This window comes from Planococcus kocurii, assembly GCF_001465835.2.
In the GTDB taxonomy this organism is placed as follows: domain Bacteria; phylum Bacillota; class Bacilli; order Bacillales_A; family Planococcaceae; genus Planococcus; species Planococcus kocurii.
Genome location: NZ_CP013661.2, coordinates 955,088 through 973,261 on the forward strand (window position 1 = coordinate 955,088; position 18,174 = coordinate 973,261).

Below are 18,174 nucleotides of genomic sequence, written 5' to 3' on the forward strand. Positions count from 1 at the left end.
CTTTTACGCCCCTTTCAACTTAAAGGAACTTCTTACACTGCACATATCATTCATTTTTGCCCAACTGACTTTTCAATGCTTCTAGTTCATCGTCTACATTAATGCCTGCTTTTAGCGATTCCAATTCATCGTCGACAGATGTGTCGCCATCGTATTTCGAAGCTAAATCTTTAATATCTGTTTCCGATCCTTTGTTGAGTTCGGTCATAGCAATAGCTTCGTCAAGTTCTTGGTTGATCTTCTGCTCCATTTTATCAAAAGCAGAAATCCGCTCGCCTGCACCGTCTACCGAAGAAGCAAAATCGTTCATGCGTTTTTGTGTCTTTGCAACTGCAGCTTTGCCTTTTAGCTCTGAACGGCGAGATTCAAGTTCTCCAATGTCCGACTCTAACTTGTCATGCATTTGGCGCATTTGTTGTGTATTGGCCGCTGCGAGTTCAACGGCTGTTCCTTTGTCTGTTACTCTTTCAGAAAGCTCTGCTTTTCGTTGCAAAAACTTCCGCGCATCGTCTTCATTGCCTGCTTCTAAAGCTTTTACGGCATAGCGCTGCATGTCGTCAATCTCTTGTTCAACCTCTGACAGTTCGCGACGTTCGCGTTTTTCAGCTGCCATAATTGCGGCTGTTTCCGATTTCACTTTTCCTAAATCACTGTTCAAATCACGTAAATACTGATCAATCATTTTCTCAGGATCTTCTGCTTTGTCTAGTAAAGCGTTAATATTACTCGTCATAATATCTTTAAAGCGTTTTAAAATTTCCATCATCATTCTCCTCTTTGTATAGTTTTTCTTTACTTCCAATATTCACTGTAGCTATAGCGATGAAAAAACTTCTCCATTCTAGTATAACGCATTAATCGACTCATTTAATCTGTAACGAAAGAGAATTCAGTCTTTTCTATTTTTTAAAACTAAACTAACCTGATCAAAAGAAAAAAGCCGGTAACCCCCTCGCAAAACTTGACTGCCATTCGCTTAGGGGCTTCCAACTTTAAAACAAATTCTTAGCGGCTAGTTGTCGGATCGGCTTGATGCTCCCAAGCAGGTAAAGTTTTCGACAACGCCTTATCTTCTTTATAACCTAAAGCATATTCTGCTTGCATGATTGTATGAATTTCTCGTGTTCCTTCGTAAATAACAGGTGCTTTGGAATTGCGCAAATAACGGCTGACTGGATATTCATCGGAATAACCATAAGCTCCGTGTATTTGGAAAGCATCGTCCGCTGCTTGATTGGCAAAATCACAAGCCTGCCATTTTGCTAAAGACGTTTCACGTGTATTGCGTTTTCCTGTATTTTTTAATTCACCTGCACGGTAAACGAGCAAACGGCTCATCTGGAATCCTGCTTCCATTTTAGCAATCATTTGTTGAACCAACTGATGTCTACCGATTTCTTTACCGAATGTCTGACGCTCGTGACAATAACTCACACTTGCCTCAAGACAGGCCATGATTTGCCCAACTGCTCCAGCGGCAACCGTAAATCGACCGTTATCTAGTGCCGACATCGCAATTTTAAATCCTTCGCCTTCTTGCCCTAACAAATTTTCTTTCGGTACTTTAACATCCTCAAAAAACAGTTCTCCTGTATTTCCTGCTCGTATGCCGTGTTTTCCTTTAATTGCCTTCGAGGAAAAACCTGGCCACGTACGTTCAACAATAAAGGCAGAAATCGCTCCATGCTTTTGTGATTGGTCGCCCGTGTAAGCAAAGACGAGAAAATAATCTGCCACATCACATAAAGAAATCCACGTTTTCTGGCCGTTTAACACGTAATGATCGCCTTGTTTCACAGCAGTCGATTTCATAGCTGCAACATCCGATCCGGCTTCTGGTTCCGTCAATCCAAAAGCACCCATCTTTTCCCCTTTTGCTTGTGGGATTAAGTACTGCTGCTTTTGTTGTTCTGTTCCCCATTGAAGAATGGTTAAGCTATTTAATCCCGTATGGACAGAAACGGCAGTACGGAAAGCCGTGTCTCCACGTTCAAGTTCTTCGCAAACGATTGCTAGCGAATTGTAATCCATGCCACTGCCCCCGTATGCTTCGGGAATACAGACACCCATCAATCCGAGCTTTGCCAATTTTTCATAAATCGCCGGATCTGATTTACCTGCTCGGTCCCAGTCCTCAATAAATGGCATGATTTCTTTGTCGACAAAGTTTCGTGTCGTGCTGCGCAACATGTCTTGTTCTTCTGTGAACGAAAAATTCATCGTCAATCTCCCCTTACTAATAAAGTGAATTACGTAATAGAATATTGCCCTAAAATCTCTTCATTATGTTCTCCTACATTTGGCGGGTGACGTTCCATTTTGACCGGTGTCCGCGACAACTTTAGCGGACTGCCTATCAATTTAATTTTTCCAGCTGTCGGATGATTTTGTTCAATGAACATATCACGTGCTTGAAGCTGTGGATCATGGATCATTTCCGCTATCGTCTGAATGGGTCCGGCTGGGATGTTATTTTTTATGCATATAGCCTGCCAATACACTGTTTTTTGTGTCAACAAAGCTTCCTGCAATAATGGCACAAGGCTGTCACGGTTCTTTACTCGTTTCGGGTTGCTGTCGTAACGTTCGTCCACTGCGTACTGGGGTTTCCCTAAAACCGTACACAGTGCCTGAAATTGCTGATCTGTGCCAACAGCAATAACCATTTCTCCATCAGCTGTTCGGAATGTCTGATAAGGAACGATGTTGGCATGCGCATTGCCTAGAGCTGTCGGTATGTGTTCGTCCATTAAATAATTGCTACCGATGTTCACCAACGCACTAACCGCTGTATCATACAAAGAGATATCTAGCTTTTGTCCTTTTCCTGAGTGAACGCGCTCGAGCACTGCCGCCTGTATACCAATGCAGGCGTACAATCCAGTCAGTACGTCGACAATCGCAACTCCTGATTTTTGAGGCCCTGACTCGTTCGTACCCGTTATGCTCATAAGTCCGCTCATCGCTTGGATAATGAAATCATAACCTGGTAAATGTCGGTTAGGTCCTGTTTCGCCAAAACCCGTGATCGAACAGAATACGATAGCTGGATTAATAAGTGATAATGTCTCATAACCGAGTCCCAAGCGTTCCATCGTACCGGTCTTGAAATTACTAACGATCACGTCACTTTCTGCTACAAGATTTTTAATAGTAGCGACACCTTCTGCCGTTTTCAAATCAACAGTAATGGCTTTTTTGTTGCGATTGACGCTCAGGTAATAAGCACTGACCCCTTTTTGAAAAGGAGGACCCCATTTACGGGTTTCATCGCTGCCACCGGGCGCTTCCACTTTGATTACTTCTGCCCCGAGATCTCCTAAAATCATCGTGCAATAAGGACCAGCCAGAACACGTGATAAATCGAGTATCTTCATGCCTGCCAATGCTCCTGCCACGTTCACCTCTCCTTTCCCTGCAACTGCCATGCAAAAAAGCCAGCCAAAAAAGACAACAGCAAAACTGCTTGTCTGAATGGACTGGCTTTTATCTACGTATGAAACTCCTGAAAAGAAATTTCAGCAGACTAGGCAGCATAATTTTTTTCGTATCGTACAGATCGTGCGAGATAAACGCTGTAACGTTTTAACACGACTCTTAGTATCACTGTAATACAGAACACAGGGTTTGTAAATCGAAAAGAGTGATTAATCTGACTATTCACCACTTTCTCCAGACTAACTAAATAGTCCGGTTTTCTCCATTTCGTTTATGGGGCGCCTCTTTAGAATAATCTTTCGCTTTCTCCATTTCATCTGTAGCGTCTTCGTAATTAGTCGCCTCACTGTCGCTGTCGAACGCTTCTTTTGTTTTCTTGACAGCTTTATCAATTACCGATTGTGAAGGAGCCGATTGTTGTTCAGGAGTTTTTCCTGCTGTCCCTTTTCTCGCCATTGTGATCACTCCGATTCCAAAGATTTACTTGTTGTTTACCCTGTGTGCTCGATACTAATCACGCGCCGTCAATTGATTTGGTGCCAGGCACCCAAACAATTCAAAATAAACGCGAGTTTTCTTGATAGCCTTCGTAATGCTTATATAAATCTTTCAAAGCAGAAGCTAACGCATTTCCAGCTTTTCCTAAGTAATGGACTTTGATATCAGCCAGCGGTTTTTCAATGCCGTCTTGTAGGCTATGTCCTCTTAGTAACTGATGAACAAATTCTTGTCCATGAGTAGTGGCCAGCGTACAACTCGCTGCGACAATCACGCTATATTTCTTATCAATTTCTGCAGTAATGGTTAACGTTTCGTACATATTTTGAGCTGCCATTCCAGCCGGAAGTCTTGCATGCCCAGCGATAAAAAGTGTGTTCATCAATAACTCTCCCCCTTGCTATTTCGAACGTTTCACTTATTGAAACTCAATATTGTTACTGACACAAGACTTTTTTCAGAAACTAGATTGTCTCTATTATTCTCTATTCTGTAGAACATGCGAATAGTCCTTTTACTAAAAAGTCATATACCTAACGCAAATGAACTATGAATTTATACAAACGTTCAATTCTTCAATGAAAAACTTAAAAATCTCTCCTTCTACTTCTATTCAAGTACTTGTATATAGATTTTTTACTTTTAGAGGACTATGCTATGAATATCTTTTAAGATAACTTACAAAGAATGGCAGGTGGGAATTATGAATACTGCAAAACAAAGCAATATGAAAGTCGTAATCGGGGGGTTGCTACTAGCGATTTTGGTAGCTGCGATGGACAATACGATCGTCACAACGGCCCTACCGTCCATTGTCGGTGAACTCGGTGGAGTCGACAAATTCGTCTGGGTAACTTCTGCATATTTGGTCGCACAGATGGCCGGCATGCCGATTTTCGGTAAATTATCCGATATGTATGGACGCAAACGATTTTTCATTTTTGGATTGATCGTCTTTATGATTGGTTCCGTTCTTTGCGGTACAGCCGATACGATTAATGAATTAATTATTTTCCGAGCCATTCAAGGAGTCGGTGGCGGTGCCTTAATGCCGATTGCATTTACCATTATGTTTGATGTCGTGCCGTTAAAAGACCGTGGCAAAATGAGTGGCATGTTCGGCGCGGTTTTCGGTATTTCGAGTGTCTTTGGACCGTTACTCGGTGCTTATATAACAGAATACATTGACTGGACGTGGGTTTTCTACATCAATATTCCACTTGGCTTAATCGCTTTTGCCATGGTCGCATTCTTCTATAAAGAATCACTCGAGCATTCCAATCAAAAAATTGACTGGCTCGGTGCTTTTACGTTGGTCGGTGCTGTCGTGTCATTGATGTTCGCAGTCGAACTTGGCGGCAAAGAATTTGCTTGGGTATCCCCACAAAGCTTCGGCTTATTTGCGAGTTTCATCGGATTAACTGTTCTCTTCATCATTGCAGAGCGTCGTGCTGATGAACCGGTTATAGACTTCAGCATGTTCAAAGAACGTTTATTTGCAACAAGTGGTCTCATTTCCATTTTTAGTGGAGCCGCTTTTATTACTGCTTCTGTTTACATTCCGTTCTACATCCAAGGCGTACAAGGCGGCGACGCAACAAATGCAGGATTCGTCTTATTACCAATGATGGTCGGTTCCGTCGTTAGCGCTTCTATTGGAGGAGCTTTAATGACCAAGTTCCGGTATCGCTCGTTCCTCATTCCAACACTTGCTTTACTAACTGCTGGCATGGCGTTACTGGCCACTTTGTCCGTCGACACTTCAAGAATTTGGGTTGTCGTATTTATGATCCTAGTTGGTCTTGGAATCGGCGCTTCGTTTTCGGTCATTCCGTCAGCGGCCATTCATCCATTTTCAGTTCGCAAGCGAGGTGCCGCAACCTCTACTGTTAGTTTCTTGCGTACATTCGGGATGACGATCGGGATCACAGTTTTTGGTATTGTTCAAAGCCAGCTATTCACACGCAACATAACCGATAGTTTTGGTGCAGGAGCGGCTAGTTTTTCCGGGGATCCTCGTGCATTGCTATCTCCTGAAGGACGTGCCAATATTCCAGCTGAAGTGTCAGACCAATTGATTGCTGCATTGTCTTCTTCTATTGCTAGCACTTTCTTTTGGGCTACCGTTCCAGCTGCTTTGGCCTTACTAACAGCATTTTGGATGAGCAAAGAAAAACTTAGTGATAAGTTGGATTAAAAAGGCTACAACCTGAGAAACTTAAACTAGTACACCGCTATTAATAGAACTCAAAACAACCATTTTTTAGTAAACAATGCTCTTTTTACACTAGTGAACATTCTAAAATTCGTCTACTCACACTATGACAAAACAGTGAATTTCCACAAAGCTTCCAACCCTTGAGATAAATCATTGGTATACTAGACAAAGAAAATCACTTGCTTCACCCTTTGTACAGCTTGATTTACTCAACTATCTTTTGGAGGTTTTAATTTGGAAAAAACATGGAGTCTTCGTTTAATACGCTTTTCAGCTATTTTCGGATTGTTTGGCACTTTTCTTGGTTCGCAAATGGCCGGTGAAATGGATTATTCCCTGCGCCCAATTCACGCCCATATCTTGCTTGTCGGGTGGTTGTCCGTTTTTGCTTGGGGTATCTTTTACCGCGTCTATACCATCCGTTTCAAAAAATTAGTAGCGATTCACAGTGTGCTCGCAATGGTTGGAGCTTTCACGCTTACTGGGGGTATGTGGCTATACACTATCAACCCATTTAATTGGAATGAAACCTTGGTCATGATTTTATTCATTGTAGGTGGCAGTTTGTTGTTGCTCGCATTCTTGCTGTTCTTAATCATTACCTTTTTAACAGAAAAAGAATAGAAAGCAAAAACCCCTGGCAGAAAAGCACGTTTTTCTGCCAGGGGTTTTATTTTTAGATTATCCAAAAATCGCTTTCCCACTTTCCATGTCAATCGGCAGCGACGAATGTTCATGAACAATACGCCAAGAATCGTCTATTTTTTCCATAACAAAAGTAAACCGATTGCTCATCTTTCTCAATTCCTTACCTGTCTGGTCTAAAGCTGCAAAGCTAACAGAGCCATGAACATAAGCCATTTCTGCATTTTCTTTTCCTACTTCTTTGTGAATTTCTACCCCAAGCTTCATCTCTTCTTCAGCCAATCTACGAAACCATTCTGTCACCATCGTACTCCACTGCTCTATTCCATGGTATTCCCACTCTTCCCAGCAATCAAAAACATGAACATTTGGTGCATAGCTTAAAAGGAATTTCTCTACATCTTGCTCGTAAACAGCATCCCGGTAGTTTTGAAGTACATCTTGAACATCAGTGAACATAAAGCCCCTCCTCTAGTTCGTTTTCTAGTTAGTATCTTTCGCTAAATTCAGTAAAATGTCCTGCATGGATCAGTTTACTTTGCGTAAAATCATCTTTTCAAGCACAAAAAAACCCACGAACTTCCTTAGAGGAATTTCGTGGGTGTAATCACCCTTCTACTGCTACATTGCTAGTTTTAGCTGCGTTCTTTTTATAAAGTATGGTCGCTACAATCAGTATGACCAATACCAACTGACCGCTCAGCGTTTCTACAGACGGATAAAATCCGATGACGTTAATGACAGGCAAATCAGCAAGAATATGAGTTGGCAACACATTGGTTAATTGCAAGGTATGAATACTCGCGCCAATAATTTTAAATGCTAACAGGTAAATGAAGACAGTTGCTACACCAAAAAATAAGTGCATCGGGATCTTTTTACTGGCTTTTGCAAAAAAGAAAGCTGCTGCTACTAGTATCAGTAGCGCAAGGACGATTCCCAAACTAAAATCGAAGGTCGACATTTTCGGTGCAATGCCCATATAAAACACGACCGTTTCTGCCCCTTCTCTAAATACCGTCAAAAAACTCAAGACCGTCATGGCCAAAACGCTTTGTGTGGATAACGCTTGGTTCATTTGTTTTGCAATGTATTGATTCCATGCAGTGACAGTCGATTTCCTGTGAAGCCATACACCAACACCTAGCATCATCGCTGCCGCGAGTAGGCCGATATAGCCTTCCATCACTTCGCGACTGGCATCAATGGTTCCGGACTGAAGCAGCGTAGACATCAATACTGCAGCAAGGATACTCACCGCAATGCCCGCTGCCGCTCCGATATAGACATAATGCTGCATATGTTGCTGACCCGCTTTTTTCAAGAACGCAATCAACGCAGAAATAATGAGCAACGCTTCTAATCCTTCACGTAACAAGATCAAGGCAGAGTCCCAAAAACTGTATTCCGTATCTTGTTGGATAAAATTGATTTGTTGTTTTAAAGAAGCAATCTTCTCAACAACTGCAGAAACTTGTACTTCGTCACGGGTCAAATCACTCACAAGAAGAGGGAGTTCCGCTTCAATTTCGCTGTACAAGCCGGCGTTTTTTGTGCGAATTTCGCCTTCGACACTTGGCCAAATTGTGATGAATTTCTTCAACGCCTCTGCAGCTTGGTCAAACTCTTTTTCTTCAATAGAAGCTTCACTTTTTTCTAACAAGCCAATCAAAGTTGCTAAAGAATAAGTAGTCGTTGCAGTTGATTCTTTTATTTTTCCAGCAGCAAAATTTTGAATCGTTTGATCAAGTGCTTCAACCTGCTCACTAAATGCCGCAACATCAAGATTATCTTCAGCTAAAGAAATCCGCATAAAGGACATTTGTGTTTCTACTTGCCCATAGGCTGCAATGCTCTGCTCTTGAACAACTCGCTCATTTTTCGACCAACCCCCCAGAAAAACTGAATACGCATCTTGAATTTCTTGTGTGTTTCCAGAATCGACTGCTGTTTTTAAGTCAACGACAAATGGCTCTATTGCTTGCAAAAAATCCTCTCGTCCCGCTTTTTCGTCAACGGGGTTTTCAGCTTTTTCGTAGGCAGTCAGTGCTTTTGATAGTCCGGTTAATGCAGTTAATCGCTCTTCACTGGTTGTTGCAACCAAAGCTTTTTCAAGCGAGTTCGTTACTGCTTGGGATTCCTCCCCTTCCGTAACACTTAGCTGTTGCCATTCTTTTTGAAAATCTTCAATGGCTTCAACAGCTTTTACATCATCATCATTTTGAGTGCTCATAATCGCGTCGGTAATCGAAACATAGAAAAGACCAAAAGATTGTTCGGCAGAAGCATGATTATGAGCCGGAACCAATAGTAATACAATCGCTAGTAGAAGAATTTTAAAGTACGTTAAAAAGTTTCTCACCAATATAGCTCCCTTTTTGTATACCAGGGAAGCAAGCGAAAATACCGCTACCTCGATGGGTAATATATTCATTCAGTTTATCCGCACGTCCTAATGCATTTTGAATATTGATAAACTGCTTTGGATTTTTCTGAAACGAAATGAATAATAAGCCTGCATCATATGCGCCTGTTTCATCGATCAATCCACTGGAATAAGAAAAGCCTCTTCTCAAAATCCGATCTTTCACTTTTCGCGCAAGTGCCATATGTGAGTCGGCCGGAATATGCGGATTGCCACTAGCATCTTTCGCATTTAAATCGACTTCGTCAAATTCTTTCTTTTTACCAATTGGAGCGCCGCTGTCACGATGTCTTCCAAAAGTTGCTTCTTGTCCTTGCAATGAAGTTCGATCCCATGTCTCTAAATGCATCTGAATTTTGCGGACGACTAAATAAGTTCCGTTAGTCATCCAGCCTGTTGATTCATTAGGTTGCACCCATACAACTTCCTTCATATCAGCAGCGCTTTTCGGACTTGGGTTGACGGTTCCATCTTTAAAGGCAAATAAATTTCGGGGCGTTTCTTTTTTATCTTTTACTTTAGGTGTCGATGTAAATCCTGTCTGTGTCCATTTTAATGTCACTTTTCCTGTAGCAGCACGCACTAAATTACGGACGGCATGAAACGCGACTTGTGGATCATCAGCGCATGCTTGTATACAAATATCTCCGCCTGCAAATTTATCGTCAATTTGGTCTTTAGAAAAATGAGGCAGCTCAGTCAATTCAGTTGGTCTCTTAGATCCAAGACCAAGCTTGTTGTTGTCGAATAACGATGGGCCAACGCCAAACGTAACGGTTAAGTTAGCAGCATCTAACCCCGCTGATTCACCGGTGTCTTTCGGTGGCGTAAATACCCCTTGAGAACTTTCTTCCAATCGTTCTCCGTTCATTAAACGTACGGCCAGAGGAGTCCACATCTTAAACAAGTCCTGTAACTCACTTTGTGACTCCACCAATACATTCAACGAAGCAAAGTAAATGTGCGTGGTGGTATCAGTTGTTATGCCTGACTGATGTTTTCCGTAAAACAAAACTTTGTTTTCAGCCGTTTGATCGTCATCAAGAATGTCAAAGCCAAAAGCTTTTGCCACGCCACCCATTCCAGAAGCAAGCACAGCAGCTCCTGCTGCACTTGCTCCTGTGATTTTCAGCATATGGCGTCTTGAAATTTTCTTCTCCAACCATTTTTCGTCTTTTTCAGTCATTACATTCACTCCATTATGATACCCATCCGACTAAGTGGTTCGCCTAACTGGTTTACTGCTTCTGCTAATTGTTTCGTGTCTTCAGAAGTCAATTCCTCGTAAGAAACAAAACCATCTTCACCCGTTGCGTGTTTGTCTAATAGCTCATATAAAGCATCGAATTTCGCTTGCAAGTCTTCCGTAAGTGCCGCATCTTTCTTTTCGATTTCAGGTTCTAAAATGTGGAAAATCTTTTCTGCACCTTCGACATTTGCTTGAAAGTCATATAAGTCTGTATGAGAGAATATTTCTTCTTCTCCAGTAATTTTCGAAGTAGATACTTCATTCAACAAATCGACTGCGCCTGTCATCATCAAGTCTGGCGTCACTTCTACCGTTTCAACTCGAGCACGAAGTTCTTTCGTATCGACCAATAATTGATCCGCTACTTCTTCATAACCTTCTGTTGTATTTTCTACCCATAGGCCGTACTCAATTTTGTGGTAACCTGACCAGTCTTCTTCACCTTGACCGGCCTCTTCGATATCTGCAAGTCGAGCATCAATACGAGGATCTAAATCGCCAAAACTTTCTGCAATTGGTTCCGATCGCTCGAAATACATACGTGCTTGTGGATAAATCGCTTTCGCAGTTTCAATATCCCCGCTTTTCACAGCTTCTGTAAATTTTTCTGTTTCTACTACAAATTGGTTCATTTGCTCAATCGCAAATTGTTTATAAGCATCTACTTCATTTTGTAAGTCGATCGTTTCTGCAGCTACTTCAGGCTGTGAACTCGCTTCTTTTTCTGCACATCCTGCTAATGCAGCACTTATTAATATGGAAGATAGTAAAAACGGAGCTTTTTTCATGTATATCCCTCTTTCATCTTTTGTTTCTAATTAATAATGATAATCGTTATCAATGAAAAGTCAATGGGATTTGAATGGATATTAGTGACAGAGCTACAACTCTTACAAAGAAATATTGTAACCCCTCTTTTCTCTCCTTACATAAGAGTGCCAGTTGCTTAGCTATTCAAAACCGTGCATAATTTAATAAAAGTCAGTTTGTAGAACGTCGAGAACGACAGGAGGAAAGCGCATGGCTAAGAAAAATGCATTAACAGCTGAACAGCGAGAAGAACTACTCGGTACGCTGAAAATCCGTTTCGAAGAAAATATCCAGCGTCACGAGTGGATGCAGTGGGACGAAATCCAGAAAAAGCTGGAAACCCAGCCTGACAAGCTTTGGTCACTACACGAAATGGAGCGAACTGGCGGAGAACCAGACGTCCTAGAGTTTGATGAGACAACAAGCAATTATGTCTTTTACGACTGTTCACCAGAAAGCCCGAGTGGTCGCCGAAGTATTTGCTATGATCAAAAGGCATTGGATGCTAGAAAGAAAAACAAACCTGACAACAATGCTCTGTCAATGGCTACTGCTATGGGTATTGAACTGCTGTCTGAAGATCAATACCGGGTATTGCAAAAACACGGTAGCTTTGATTTGAAAACATCAAGCTGGGTTCTGACACCTAAAGAAATCCGCGATCTCGGCGGCGCTCTGTTCTGTGATTTCCGCTATGGACAAGTCTTTTTGTACCATAACGGTGCGGACTCGTATTACGGAGCAAGAGGATTTAGAGGGTTTTTGAGAGTTTAACTAAATGCAAAAACCTTCCAGTAGGCACAATGTGTCCTACTGGAAGGTTTTTGCATTTTTATGAAATTCGCTTATAAATATAGGCTTCATTTTCAATTCGGTCCAAACTTACTTTGTCCCCGATCTCTACGTCTTTTTCGATACGCGTTGTCACTTTAGCATTGGCTTCATCTAAAGCAACTAATACTACATTATAAGGTGCAATATCTGCGAATTCAGCAGGTGCGATGTGAATTTTGGTGTAGCTATAGACGGTTCCTGCGTCAGATACTTCTTTTTCTTCGAATGTAGATCCACCACATTCTGAACAGAAATATTTTTTTGTAATAGATTCAGTGCCGCAACAAGAGTAAATTTTCATGCATTACACCCTTTCTAAAATATGGACAGTTGAGTAAGAACCTGTTCCACCCAAATTTTGTGCCAATGCGAGACGAGATGTTCTATCTAGTTGATTAGCCGCAGTTCCACGCAATTGACGTACAAGTTGATAAATCTGCGCGATACCTGTTGCGCCTATTGGATGACCTCTGGACAATAAGCCCCCACTTGTATTTACCGGCTTATCGCCAGTCACTTTTGTACGCCCTTCTTCGATAGCTTTCCATCCTTCCAAGCGGTTAAAAAATCCAAGTTCTTCTGTTGCAATGATTTCGGTCATTGAGAAACAATCGTGAATTTCTATCACATCGATATCTCCTGGGCTGACACCTGCTTTTTCATAAGCAATACGTCCAGATTCACCGATTGCTGGCAGCGATAGTAAATTACTGACATCCTGCATTTTTGTAGGTCCTGAAACTTGTGACGATGCTCTCACATAGATTGGAGATTTTTTACGTGAAATGACAATTGCCGAAGCTCCGTCTGTCATTGGCGAGCAATCAAACAAGCCAAGTGGATCTGTAATCATTCGTGCCCCCATAATTTCTTCTATTGAAGTTGGTTTTAAAAATTGCGCTAACGGATTATTCACAGCATTTTGACGATTTTTCAACGCCACTTGTGCCAAATGTTCTTTGGTTGCACCTGTTTCGTAAAAATAACGGTTTGCTAGCACGCCGAAAAATCCCGGAAACGTTAATCCAGCATGCTTTTCAGTTGTCGTTGTATCCATTGCCGCATTAATCGCCTGCGTGACGTCTGGTGTAGAAGCATGTTTCATCTTTTCAACACCCGCTACTAAAACTGTATCGTATTCGCCGCTCATAATACCTAGCAATCCTTGACGGAAAGCAATACCGCCTGATGCACAAGCTCCTTCGACTTTAGTTGAAGGAATATAACCAAGCCCTAGTTCATTTGCAACGATTGCTCCTAAGATTTCTTGGTTGGCAATGCTCCCCCCCATAAAGTTACCTACGAATATAGCATCTATCTTTGGTCTCCCTGCATCAATTAACGCTTCAGCACTCGCTTCTACTAATAATTCTTTCAGCGAAGACGCTGATTTCCCGAATTTCGTCATCCCGATTCCATGAATATAAACATTCGTCATTTGCTCACCTCCTCATGTTGAGTTTTCATTTCACGTTTCAATATTTTTCCATACGAACTTTTCGGTAATTCGTCCACAATAAATACTTCTTTTGGCTTTTTGAAACTAGCTAAATTTTCTTTACACAGCACAATCAGCTGATCAACTGTGACTTCTTCTCTTCCATTTGGTACAACAAAAGCGATGACGCTTTCTCCCCATTTATCATCGGGTATTCCAATGACGCATGTCTCTTTAACACCTTTATGCAAGTTCAAAACTTCTTCTACTTCACGCGGATAAATATTCACGCCACCCGAGATAATAACGTCTTTTTTGCGATCTACAATATAGACATAGCCAAATTCATCTCGCTTGCCTAAATCCCCCGTATGCAACCATCCATCTTTTAACGTTTCATTGGTCGCCTTCTCATTATTCCAGTAGCCTTGCATGACAAGCGAACCTTTTGCAATAATCTCACCGACTTCGCCGTACGGAACTTCGTTGCCTTCGTCATCCACTATTTTTACATCAACAAACACACCAATTCTTCCACAAGAATCCAAATGTTCATGGATTTCATTGCGTGGCATCATTGTGATACACATCGGAGCTTCTACTTGTCCATACGTTTCTACGAAGATATTGCCCGCTTTATCTAACGCTTCTTGTAGTTTACTAGCAGCAATTGGAGAACCTGCCATATTGATTGATTTGACTGTCGCTAATTTTGAGGCGTCAAACTTAGGATGCTGAATCATCAAGTTGACCATTGTCGGAACTAAAAATAGAACTGAAATATTATCTTCTACTAGAACGTCTAAGAATTCTTCTGGTTCGAATTTGTTATAAACGACTTGTGTCAAACCAAACAGCCAAGCGACGTGACTCAAAAAGTTAGCCCCGTGTGTCAAAGGCGCGACGTGACCAATAATATCGTTATAGTCGACTTCGCATACTTGAGATAACGACAGTGCCCCAGCAATGATATTGCGATGCGACAACATGACGCCTTTTGGATTCCCCGTAGTTCCAGATGTATACATAATGGCGAACAAATCGTCTTCATCTACTTTTTCAACAAATGACTGTCCAGTAAACTGCGAAATTGTTTCTTCAAAGTCACGATTCATGTATAAAAAGGGCACAGTTTTATCGACTGTATCGAGTAGATTTTTTTCTCCAATCAACAAACTCAACTGTGAATCATCAATCATATACTTATGCTCTTTTGGATGAAGACGATAATTCAGAGGGACTTTAACGAGTCCTGTTAGTGCTACAGCTACATCCAACTCAATATGTTCAAGTCGATTCGACATCAAAATTCCGATACGATCACCTTTTCTAAAACCTGATGCATGAAAAAATGCGGCCAACGCATTGGCACGAGCTAAAAACTCTTTATAGGTGAATGAACGTTTATCATCTTTTACTGCGATTTTGTTCGGATAAGCATGTGCTGACCTGACTGCTAACTGTCCTAAAGTTTCCATTTATGAGCCACTCCTTTTTGAAAATTGAAATACGGGCAAACCCCAGTGAGGATCAACTCCACGTTGCATACCAACTCCGTTAATCGGAAAAATTACATATTCGATCGTGACCGCTACCGGGTTTTCCCCATTCAAGAAATGGCCACCATTAATTTGGCGATCGCAGTCAATCATCATGCCATGAAAATGAATATCGAGCTCTCTATCTTCTCCATATCCTATAAAGCCAGATCCAGACAATAATTCAACTGGAGACGTGGAGCGAATTTTCTCTGAGTAACGAACAGAGCCTTCTTCATCGCCACGCTCCATTTGGACAAATGTTGCATATTGCAGTGATCCAAAACATTGAAAATGGGCGGACTCCACATCATAATAACGACATACTTCCTTAATCCCTTCAAACAAATCGACATCTTTCATTAATCGACCTGCAATTCGATGAGATGCTTCATCGAAGACAGCTTGGATGCGAAGATTATCCAATGCTAATCCCTCCATCAACTTTAAGCACTTGAGAAGTTGTATAGCTGGCTTCTTTTGTAGCAAAGTACATGACTGCATTCGCAATATCTCGTGATTCGCCCATGCGATCGATTACTTGTTGACTCGTGTCATATGGCACACCAGCTGTAATACCAGTTAACGTGGCACCAGGAGCAACTGAGTTACAGGTAATGCCGTATTTACCCACCTCTTTTGCTACCCATTTGGTTAAAGCAATAACGCCACCTTTTGACGCTGAATATGCAGGTCCTGAACGACCATTTTTTTCACCACCAGATACTACACCACCGTTGATTCCTGATACTGAGCTAATATTGACGATTCGCCCATATCCACCTTCTTTCATATGTGGATAAACAACTGCTTGTGTAAATAAGAAGGTCGCTTTTAGATTGGTATCTAAATCTCTGTCCCACATCTCAATTGTCATATCTTCCAAATTTAAGCGACTACACGTACCTGCATTATTTACTAGCACATGGATTTCGTGGTATTTTTCAATCGTCCGATTGATGACAGCTTTGACAAACTCTGGTTCTCTAATATCTCCTAGACATTCCAAATACTCAGCTTCACCCAATAACGCAATTGTCTTGTCACATGAATTCAAATCCACCAAAACGACACGGGCACCTTCTTTTGCCATTTGAATCGCTACTTCTTGTCCAATTCCACTTGCCGCGCCTGTTATAATCGCTACTTCATTTTGCATTCTCAACTTATTCATCCCCTTATTTTACATTTAGTAAGTCAGGTAAAAATGTAGAAATTTGCGGAATATATGTAACTAACATCAGTACAACAATTGCCGCAACGATAAATGGTACAACTCCTCGTGAAATTTCGACGATATTGGTCCCAGAAATCCCAGCAGCAACGTATAGATTCAAACCAACAGGAGGTGTAAATAATCCAATTGCTAAGTTGACGGTCATGATGACGCCGAATACGGCTGGATCTACTTCTAAAAAGATAATGATTGGCAATAAAATTGGAACAAAAATATAATAAGCTGAAATAGCATCGATAAACGCACCGGCAATTAGTAGCAAGACGTTGATTAACAATAAAATAAGAATTGGATTACTTGTCAAGCCCATAATGCCATCTGAAATATCGCGCGCAATTTGTTCAGTAGTCACAATATACGCAAAGACCGATGCAGCACTAACAATGATCATAACGACCGCTGTCTGTACGGCTGCTTCGATAAAAATTCGATACATTTTCTTGAATGTATCTTTTCGGTTGACGACCATTCCAACAAGTAAGCCATAAACGACCGCTACAACTGCAGCTTCAGTGGGGGTGAAGAATCCGCCATAAATACCGCCTAAAATAATAACAGGAATCATCAGGCCAGGAAATGCACCAACAAAAGCATCCCACCGTTCTTTCCCTGTAGCTTTTCTAATTTCTACACCTTCTGGCAAAATGAATTCTCCACGTTTTTCTTGTCGTGAACGTACGACAAGCGCGGCAATAACAAAAGCAACTCCCATTAAAATCCCTGGAACAACACCAGCCATAAATAATCGATTGATCGTTACAGGAATTTGATCTCCTGCTACAACTGCGAATACGATGAACGCAATACTTGGTGGAATAACAATTCCGATCGCTCCCGAACTCGCAACTAAGGCTCCGGCAGTTTCTTTTTTGTAGCCGTTCTTGATCATTGCGGGAATCAGGATACCTCCAATTGCTGCAACAGTAGCCGGACCGGAGCCAGATATAGCAGCAAAGAAAACAGCGACAATAACTGTAACTAACACAATTCCACTTTTACGGTGGCCAACTAATGTCTGCGCAAAATCAATCAGTCGTTTAGAGATTCCTACATGCTCCATAATGACCCCTGCTAATATGAAGAATGGTATAGCTAGTAATGTGAATTTCGCGACACTCGTGTACATAATATCTGTGACCATCTCTAAGCCAAAAATGCCACTTGATGAGACGAGCACAATAATAGAAGAAACACCAAGTGAAATCGCAATCGGAACACGCAAGAAGACCAATAAGAAGAATAATCCAAATAACACCAAAGCAATCATACTGCCTCATCTCCTTTATTCACCGAATGCTTTTCTAATTTCAACTCTTCAATGCCCACTTGAATGGTTCTTATGACGCAAAGGAAAGCACCAATTGGGAGTGCAGAAGATAAGATCCATTGTGGCCAACCTAAAGAGGGCGTTTTCTGACCCATATCCATTTGGAACATGACCATTTGAAGGCCGTACCAAAGCAAAACACCAAACAAGATTAAACTCATCAAAGTTGAAAAGACAATAAAGACTTTTCTGAAAAGCGGATTCATATGATCAAAAATCAACGTAAATCCAAGATGTCCATAGCGACGGACACCGACTGCTGTTCCTACAAATGTAAGTAGCACAAAAAGATTAATCGTAATTTCTTCAGTAAATGAAAGCGATAAGCTAGCCATGTTTCGTGCCACAATATTTGAAAATGCAATAATGGTCATTGTTAAGAAAGCCAGAAATAAAATAACTTCTTCAAAATAATTTAAAATTTTCAATACAGTACCCTCCCCGTATCCTGACTTTATAACAGGTGACAGGGCTCCTTCATCTGAATTCGAAGAAGCCCTGTAACTATTATAAATAC

19 protein-coding genes are annotated in these 18,174 nt (G+C 41.4%); 3 read left to right on the plus strand and 16 right to left on the minus strand.

Annotation, left to right across the window (positions count from 1 at the left end):
- Positions 1-46 precede the first annotated feature (46 nt).
- The 5 genes from AUO94_RS04810 to AUO94_RS04830 form a co-directional block, all read right to left on the minus strand.
- On the minus strand, positions 47-763 hold the full coding sequence (locus AUO94_RS04810) for a PspA/IM30 family protein (protein WP_058386154.1): 717 nt from the start codon (positions 761-763) through the stop codon (positions 47-49).
- Between the two features lie 242 nt (positions 764-1,005).
- Positions 1,006-2,220: an acyl-CoA dehydrogenase family protein gene (locus AUO94_RS04815; protein WP_058386155.1), complete on the minus strand. Its 1,215-nt coding sequence runs from the start codon at positions 2,218-2,220 to the stop codon at positions 1,006-1,008.
- 29 nt (positions 2,221-2,249) lie between these two features.
- The gene (locus AUO94_RS04820) at positions 2,250-3,398 is read right to left on the minus strand and encodes a CaiB/BaiF CoA transferase family protein (protein ID WP_149456598.1); all 1,149 of its coding nucleotides are present in this window, start codon (positions 3,396-3,398) and stop codon (positions 2,250-2,252) included.
- 283 nt (positions 3,399-3,681) lie between these two features.
- Positions 3,682-3,894 (minus strand): hypothetical protein, encoded by a 213-nt coding sequence (locus AUO94_RS04825; protein WP_058386157.1) that lies wholly within the window; start codon positions 3,892-3,894, stop codon positions 3,682-3,684.
- A gap of 100 nt (positions 3,895-3,994) precedes the next feature.
- Positions 3,995-4,318, minus strand: a complete 324-nt coding sequence (locus AUO94_RS04830) for a DUF3870 domain-containing protein (RefSeq protein ID WP_058386158.1) — start codon at positions 4,316-4,318, stop codon at positions 3,995-3,997.
- 321 nt (positions 4,319-4,639) lie between these two features.
- Between AUO94_RS04830 and AUO94_RS04835 the strand changes: the two genes are divergently transcribed.
- Entirely contained in the window at positions 4,640-6,133 is a 1,494-nt protein-coding gene (locus tag AUO94_RS04835; RefSeq protein WP_058386159.1) for an MDR family MFS transporter, read from the plus strand.
- A gap of 255 nt (positions 6,134-6,388) precedes the next feature.
- The gene (locus AUO94_RS04840; protein WP_058386160.1) at positions 6,389-6,778 is read left to right on the plus strand and encodes a hypothetical protein; all 390 of its coding nucleotides are present in this window, start codon (positions 6,389-6,391) and stop codon (positions 6,776-6,778) included.
- A 57-nt stretch (positions 6,779-6,835) separates the two neighbouring features.
- Here the strand turns inward: AUO94_RS04840 and AUO94_RS04845 are convergent, their stop codons facing one another.
- From AUO94_RS04845 to efeO, 4 genes are all read right to left on the minus strand, one after another.
- Positions 6,836-7,258, minus strand: a complete 423-nt coding sequence (locus AUO94_RS04845) for a YybH family protein (protein WP_058386161.1) — start codon at positions 7,256-7,258, stop codon at positions 6,836-6,838.
- Positions 7,259-7,406: 148 nt separating this feature from the next.
- Positions 7,407-9,161 carry an FTR1 family iron permease gene (locus AUO94_RS04850; protein ID WP_058386162.1) on the minus strand — a complete coding sequence of 585 codons (1,755 nt, stop codon included), beginning with the start codon at positions 9,159-9,161 and terminating at the stop codon, positions 7,407-7,409.
- Complete coding sequence (gene efeB / locus AUO94_RS04855) at positions 9,136-10,410, minus strand: iron uptake transporter deferrochelatase/peroxidase subunit (protein ID WP_058386163.1); 1,275 nt, start codon at positions 10,408-10,410, stop codon at positions 9,136-9,138. Before efeB ends, AUO94_RS04850 begins: the two co-directional genes overlap by 26 nt.
- A gap of 5 nt (positions 10,411-10,415) precedes the next feature.
- Positions 10,416-11,261: an iron uptake system protein EfeO gene (gene efeO, locus AUO94_RS04860; protein ID WP_058386164.1), complete on the minus strand. Its 846-nt coding sequence runs from the start codon at positions 11,259-11,261 to the stop codon at positions 10,416-10,418.
- 232 nt (positions 11,262-11,493) lie between these two features.
- Here efeO and AUO94_RS04865 point away from each other — a divergent pair, with 232 nt between their 5' ends.
- On the plus strand, positions 11,494-12,057 hold the full coding sequence (locus AUO94_RS04865) for a DUF4256 domain-containing protein (RefSeq protein ID WP_058386165.1): 564 nt from the start codon (positions 11,494-11,496) through the stop codon (positions 12,055-12,057).
- 58 nt (positions 12,058-12,115) lie between these two features.
- On the opposite strand, the gene AUO94_RS04870 is transcribed toward AUO94_RS04865, so the two are convergent.
- From AUO94_RS04870 to AUO94_RS04900, 7 genes are read right to left on the minus strand one after another with little or no spacing between them, the layout of a single operon-like run.
- Positions 12,116-12,418: a Zn-ribbon domain-containing OB-fold protein gene (locus tag AUO94_RS04870; RefSeq protein WP_058386166.1), complete on the minus strand. Its 303-nt coding sequence runs from the start codon at positions 12,416-12,418 to the stop codon at positions 12,116-12,118.
- A 3-nt stretch (positions 12,419-12,421) separates the two neighbouring features.
- Entirely contained in the window at positions 12,422-13,555 is a 1,134-nt protein-coding gene (locus AUO94_RS04875) for a thiolase C-terminal domain-containing protein (RefSeq protein ID WP_058386167.1), read from the minus strand.
- Positions 13,552-15,033, minus strand: a complete 1,482-nt coding sequence (locus tag AUO94_RS04880) for a class I adenylate-forming enzyme family protein (protein WP_058386168.1) — start codon at positions 15,031-15,033, stop codon at positions 13,552-13,554. The genes AUO94_RS04875 and AUO94_RS04880 overlap by 4 nt, the downstream gene beginning before the upstream one ends.
- Positions 15,034-15,519 (minus strand): PPC domain-containing DNA-binding protein, encoded by a 486-nt coding sequence (locus AUO94_RS04885; protein ID WP_058386169.1) that lies wholly within the window; start codon positions 15,517-15,519, stop codon positions 15,034-15,036.
- Positions 15,512-16,252 carry an SDR family NAD(P)-dependent oxidoreductase gene (locus AUO94_RS04890; RefSeq protein WP_418054997.1) on the minus strand — a complete coding sequence of 247 codons (741 nt, stop codon included), beginning with the start codon at positions 16,250-16,252 and terminating at the stop codon, positions 15,512-15,514. Before AUO94_RS04890 ends, AUO94_RS04885 begins: the two co-directional genes overlap by 8 nt.
- Before the next feature lie 19 nt (positions 16,253-16,271).
- Positions 16,272-17,597 carry a TRAP transporter large permease gene (locus AUO94_RS04895; protein ID WP_058386171.1) on the minus strand — a complete coding sequence of 442 codons (1,326 nt, stop codon included), beginning with the start codon at positions 17,595-17,597 and terminating at the stop codon, positions 16,272-16,274.
- The gene (locus AUO94_RS04900; RefSeq protein WP_058386172.1) at positions 17,594-18,085 is read right to left on the minus strand and encodes a TRAP transporter small permease; all 492 of its coding nucleotides are present in this window, start codon (positions 18,083-18,085) and stop codon (positions 17,594-17,596) included. Before AUO94_RS04900 ends, AUO94_RS04895 begins: the two co-directional genes overlap by 4 nt.
- Positions 18,086-18,174: the final 89 nt, after the last annotated feature.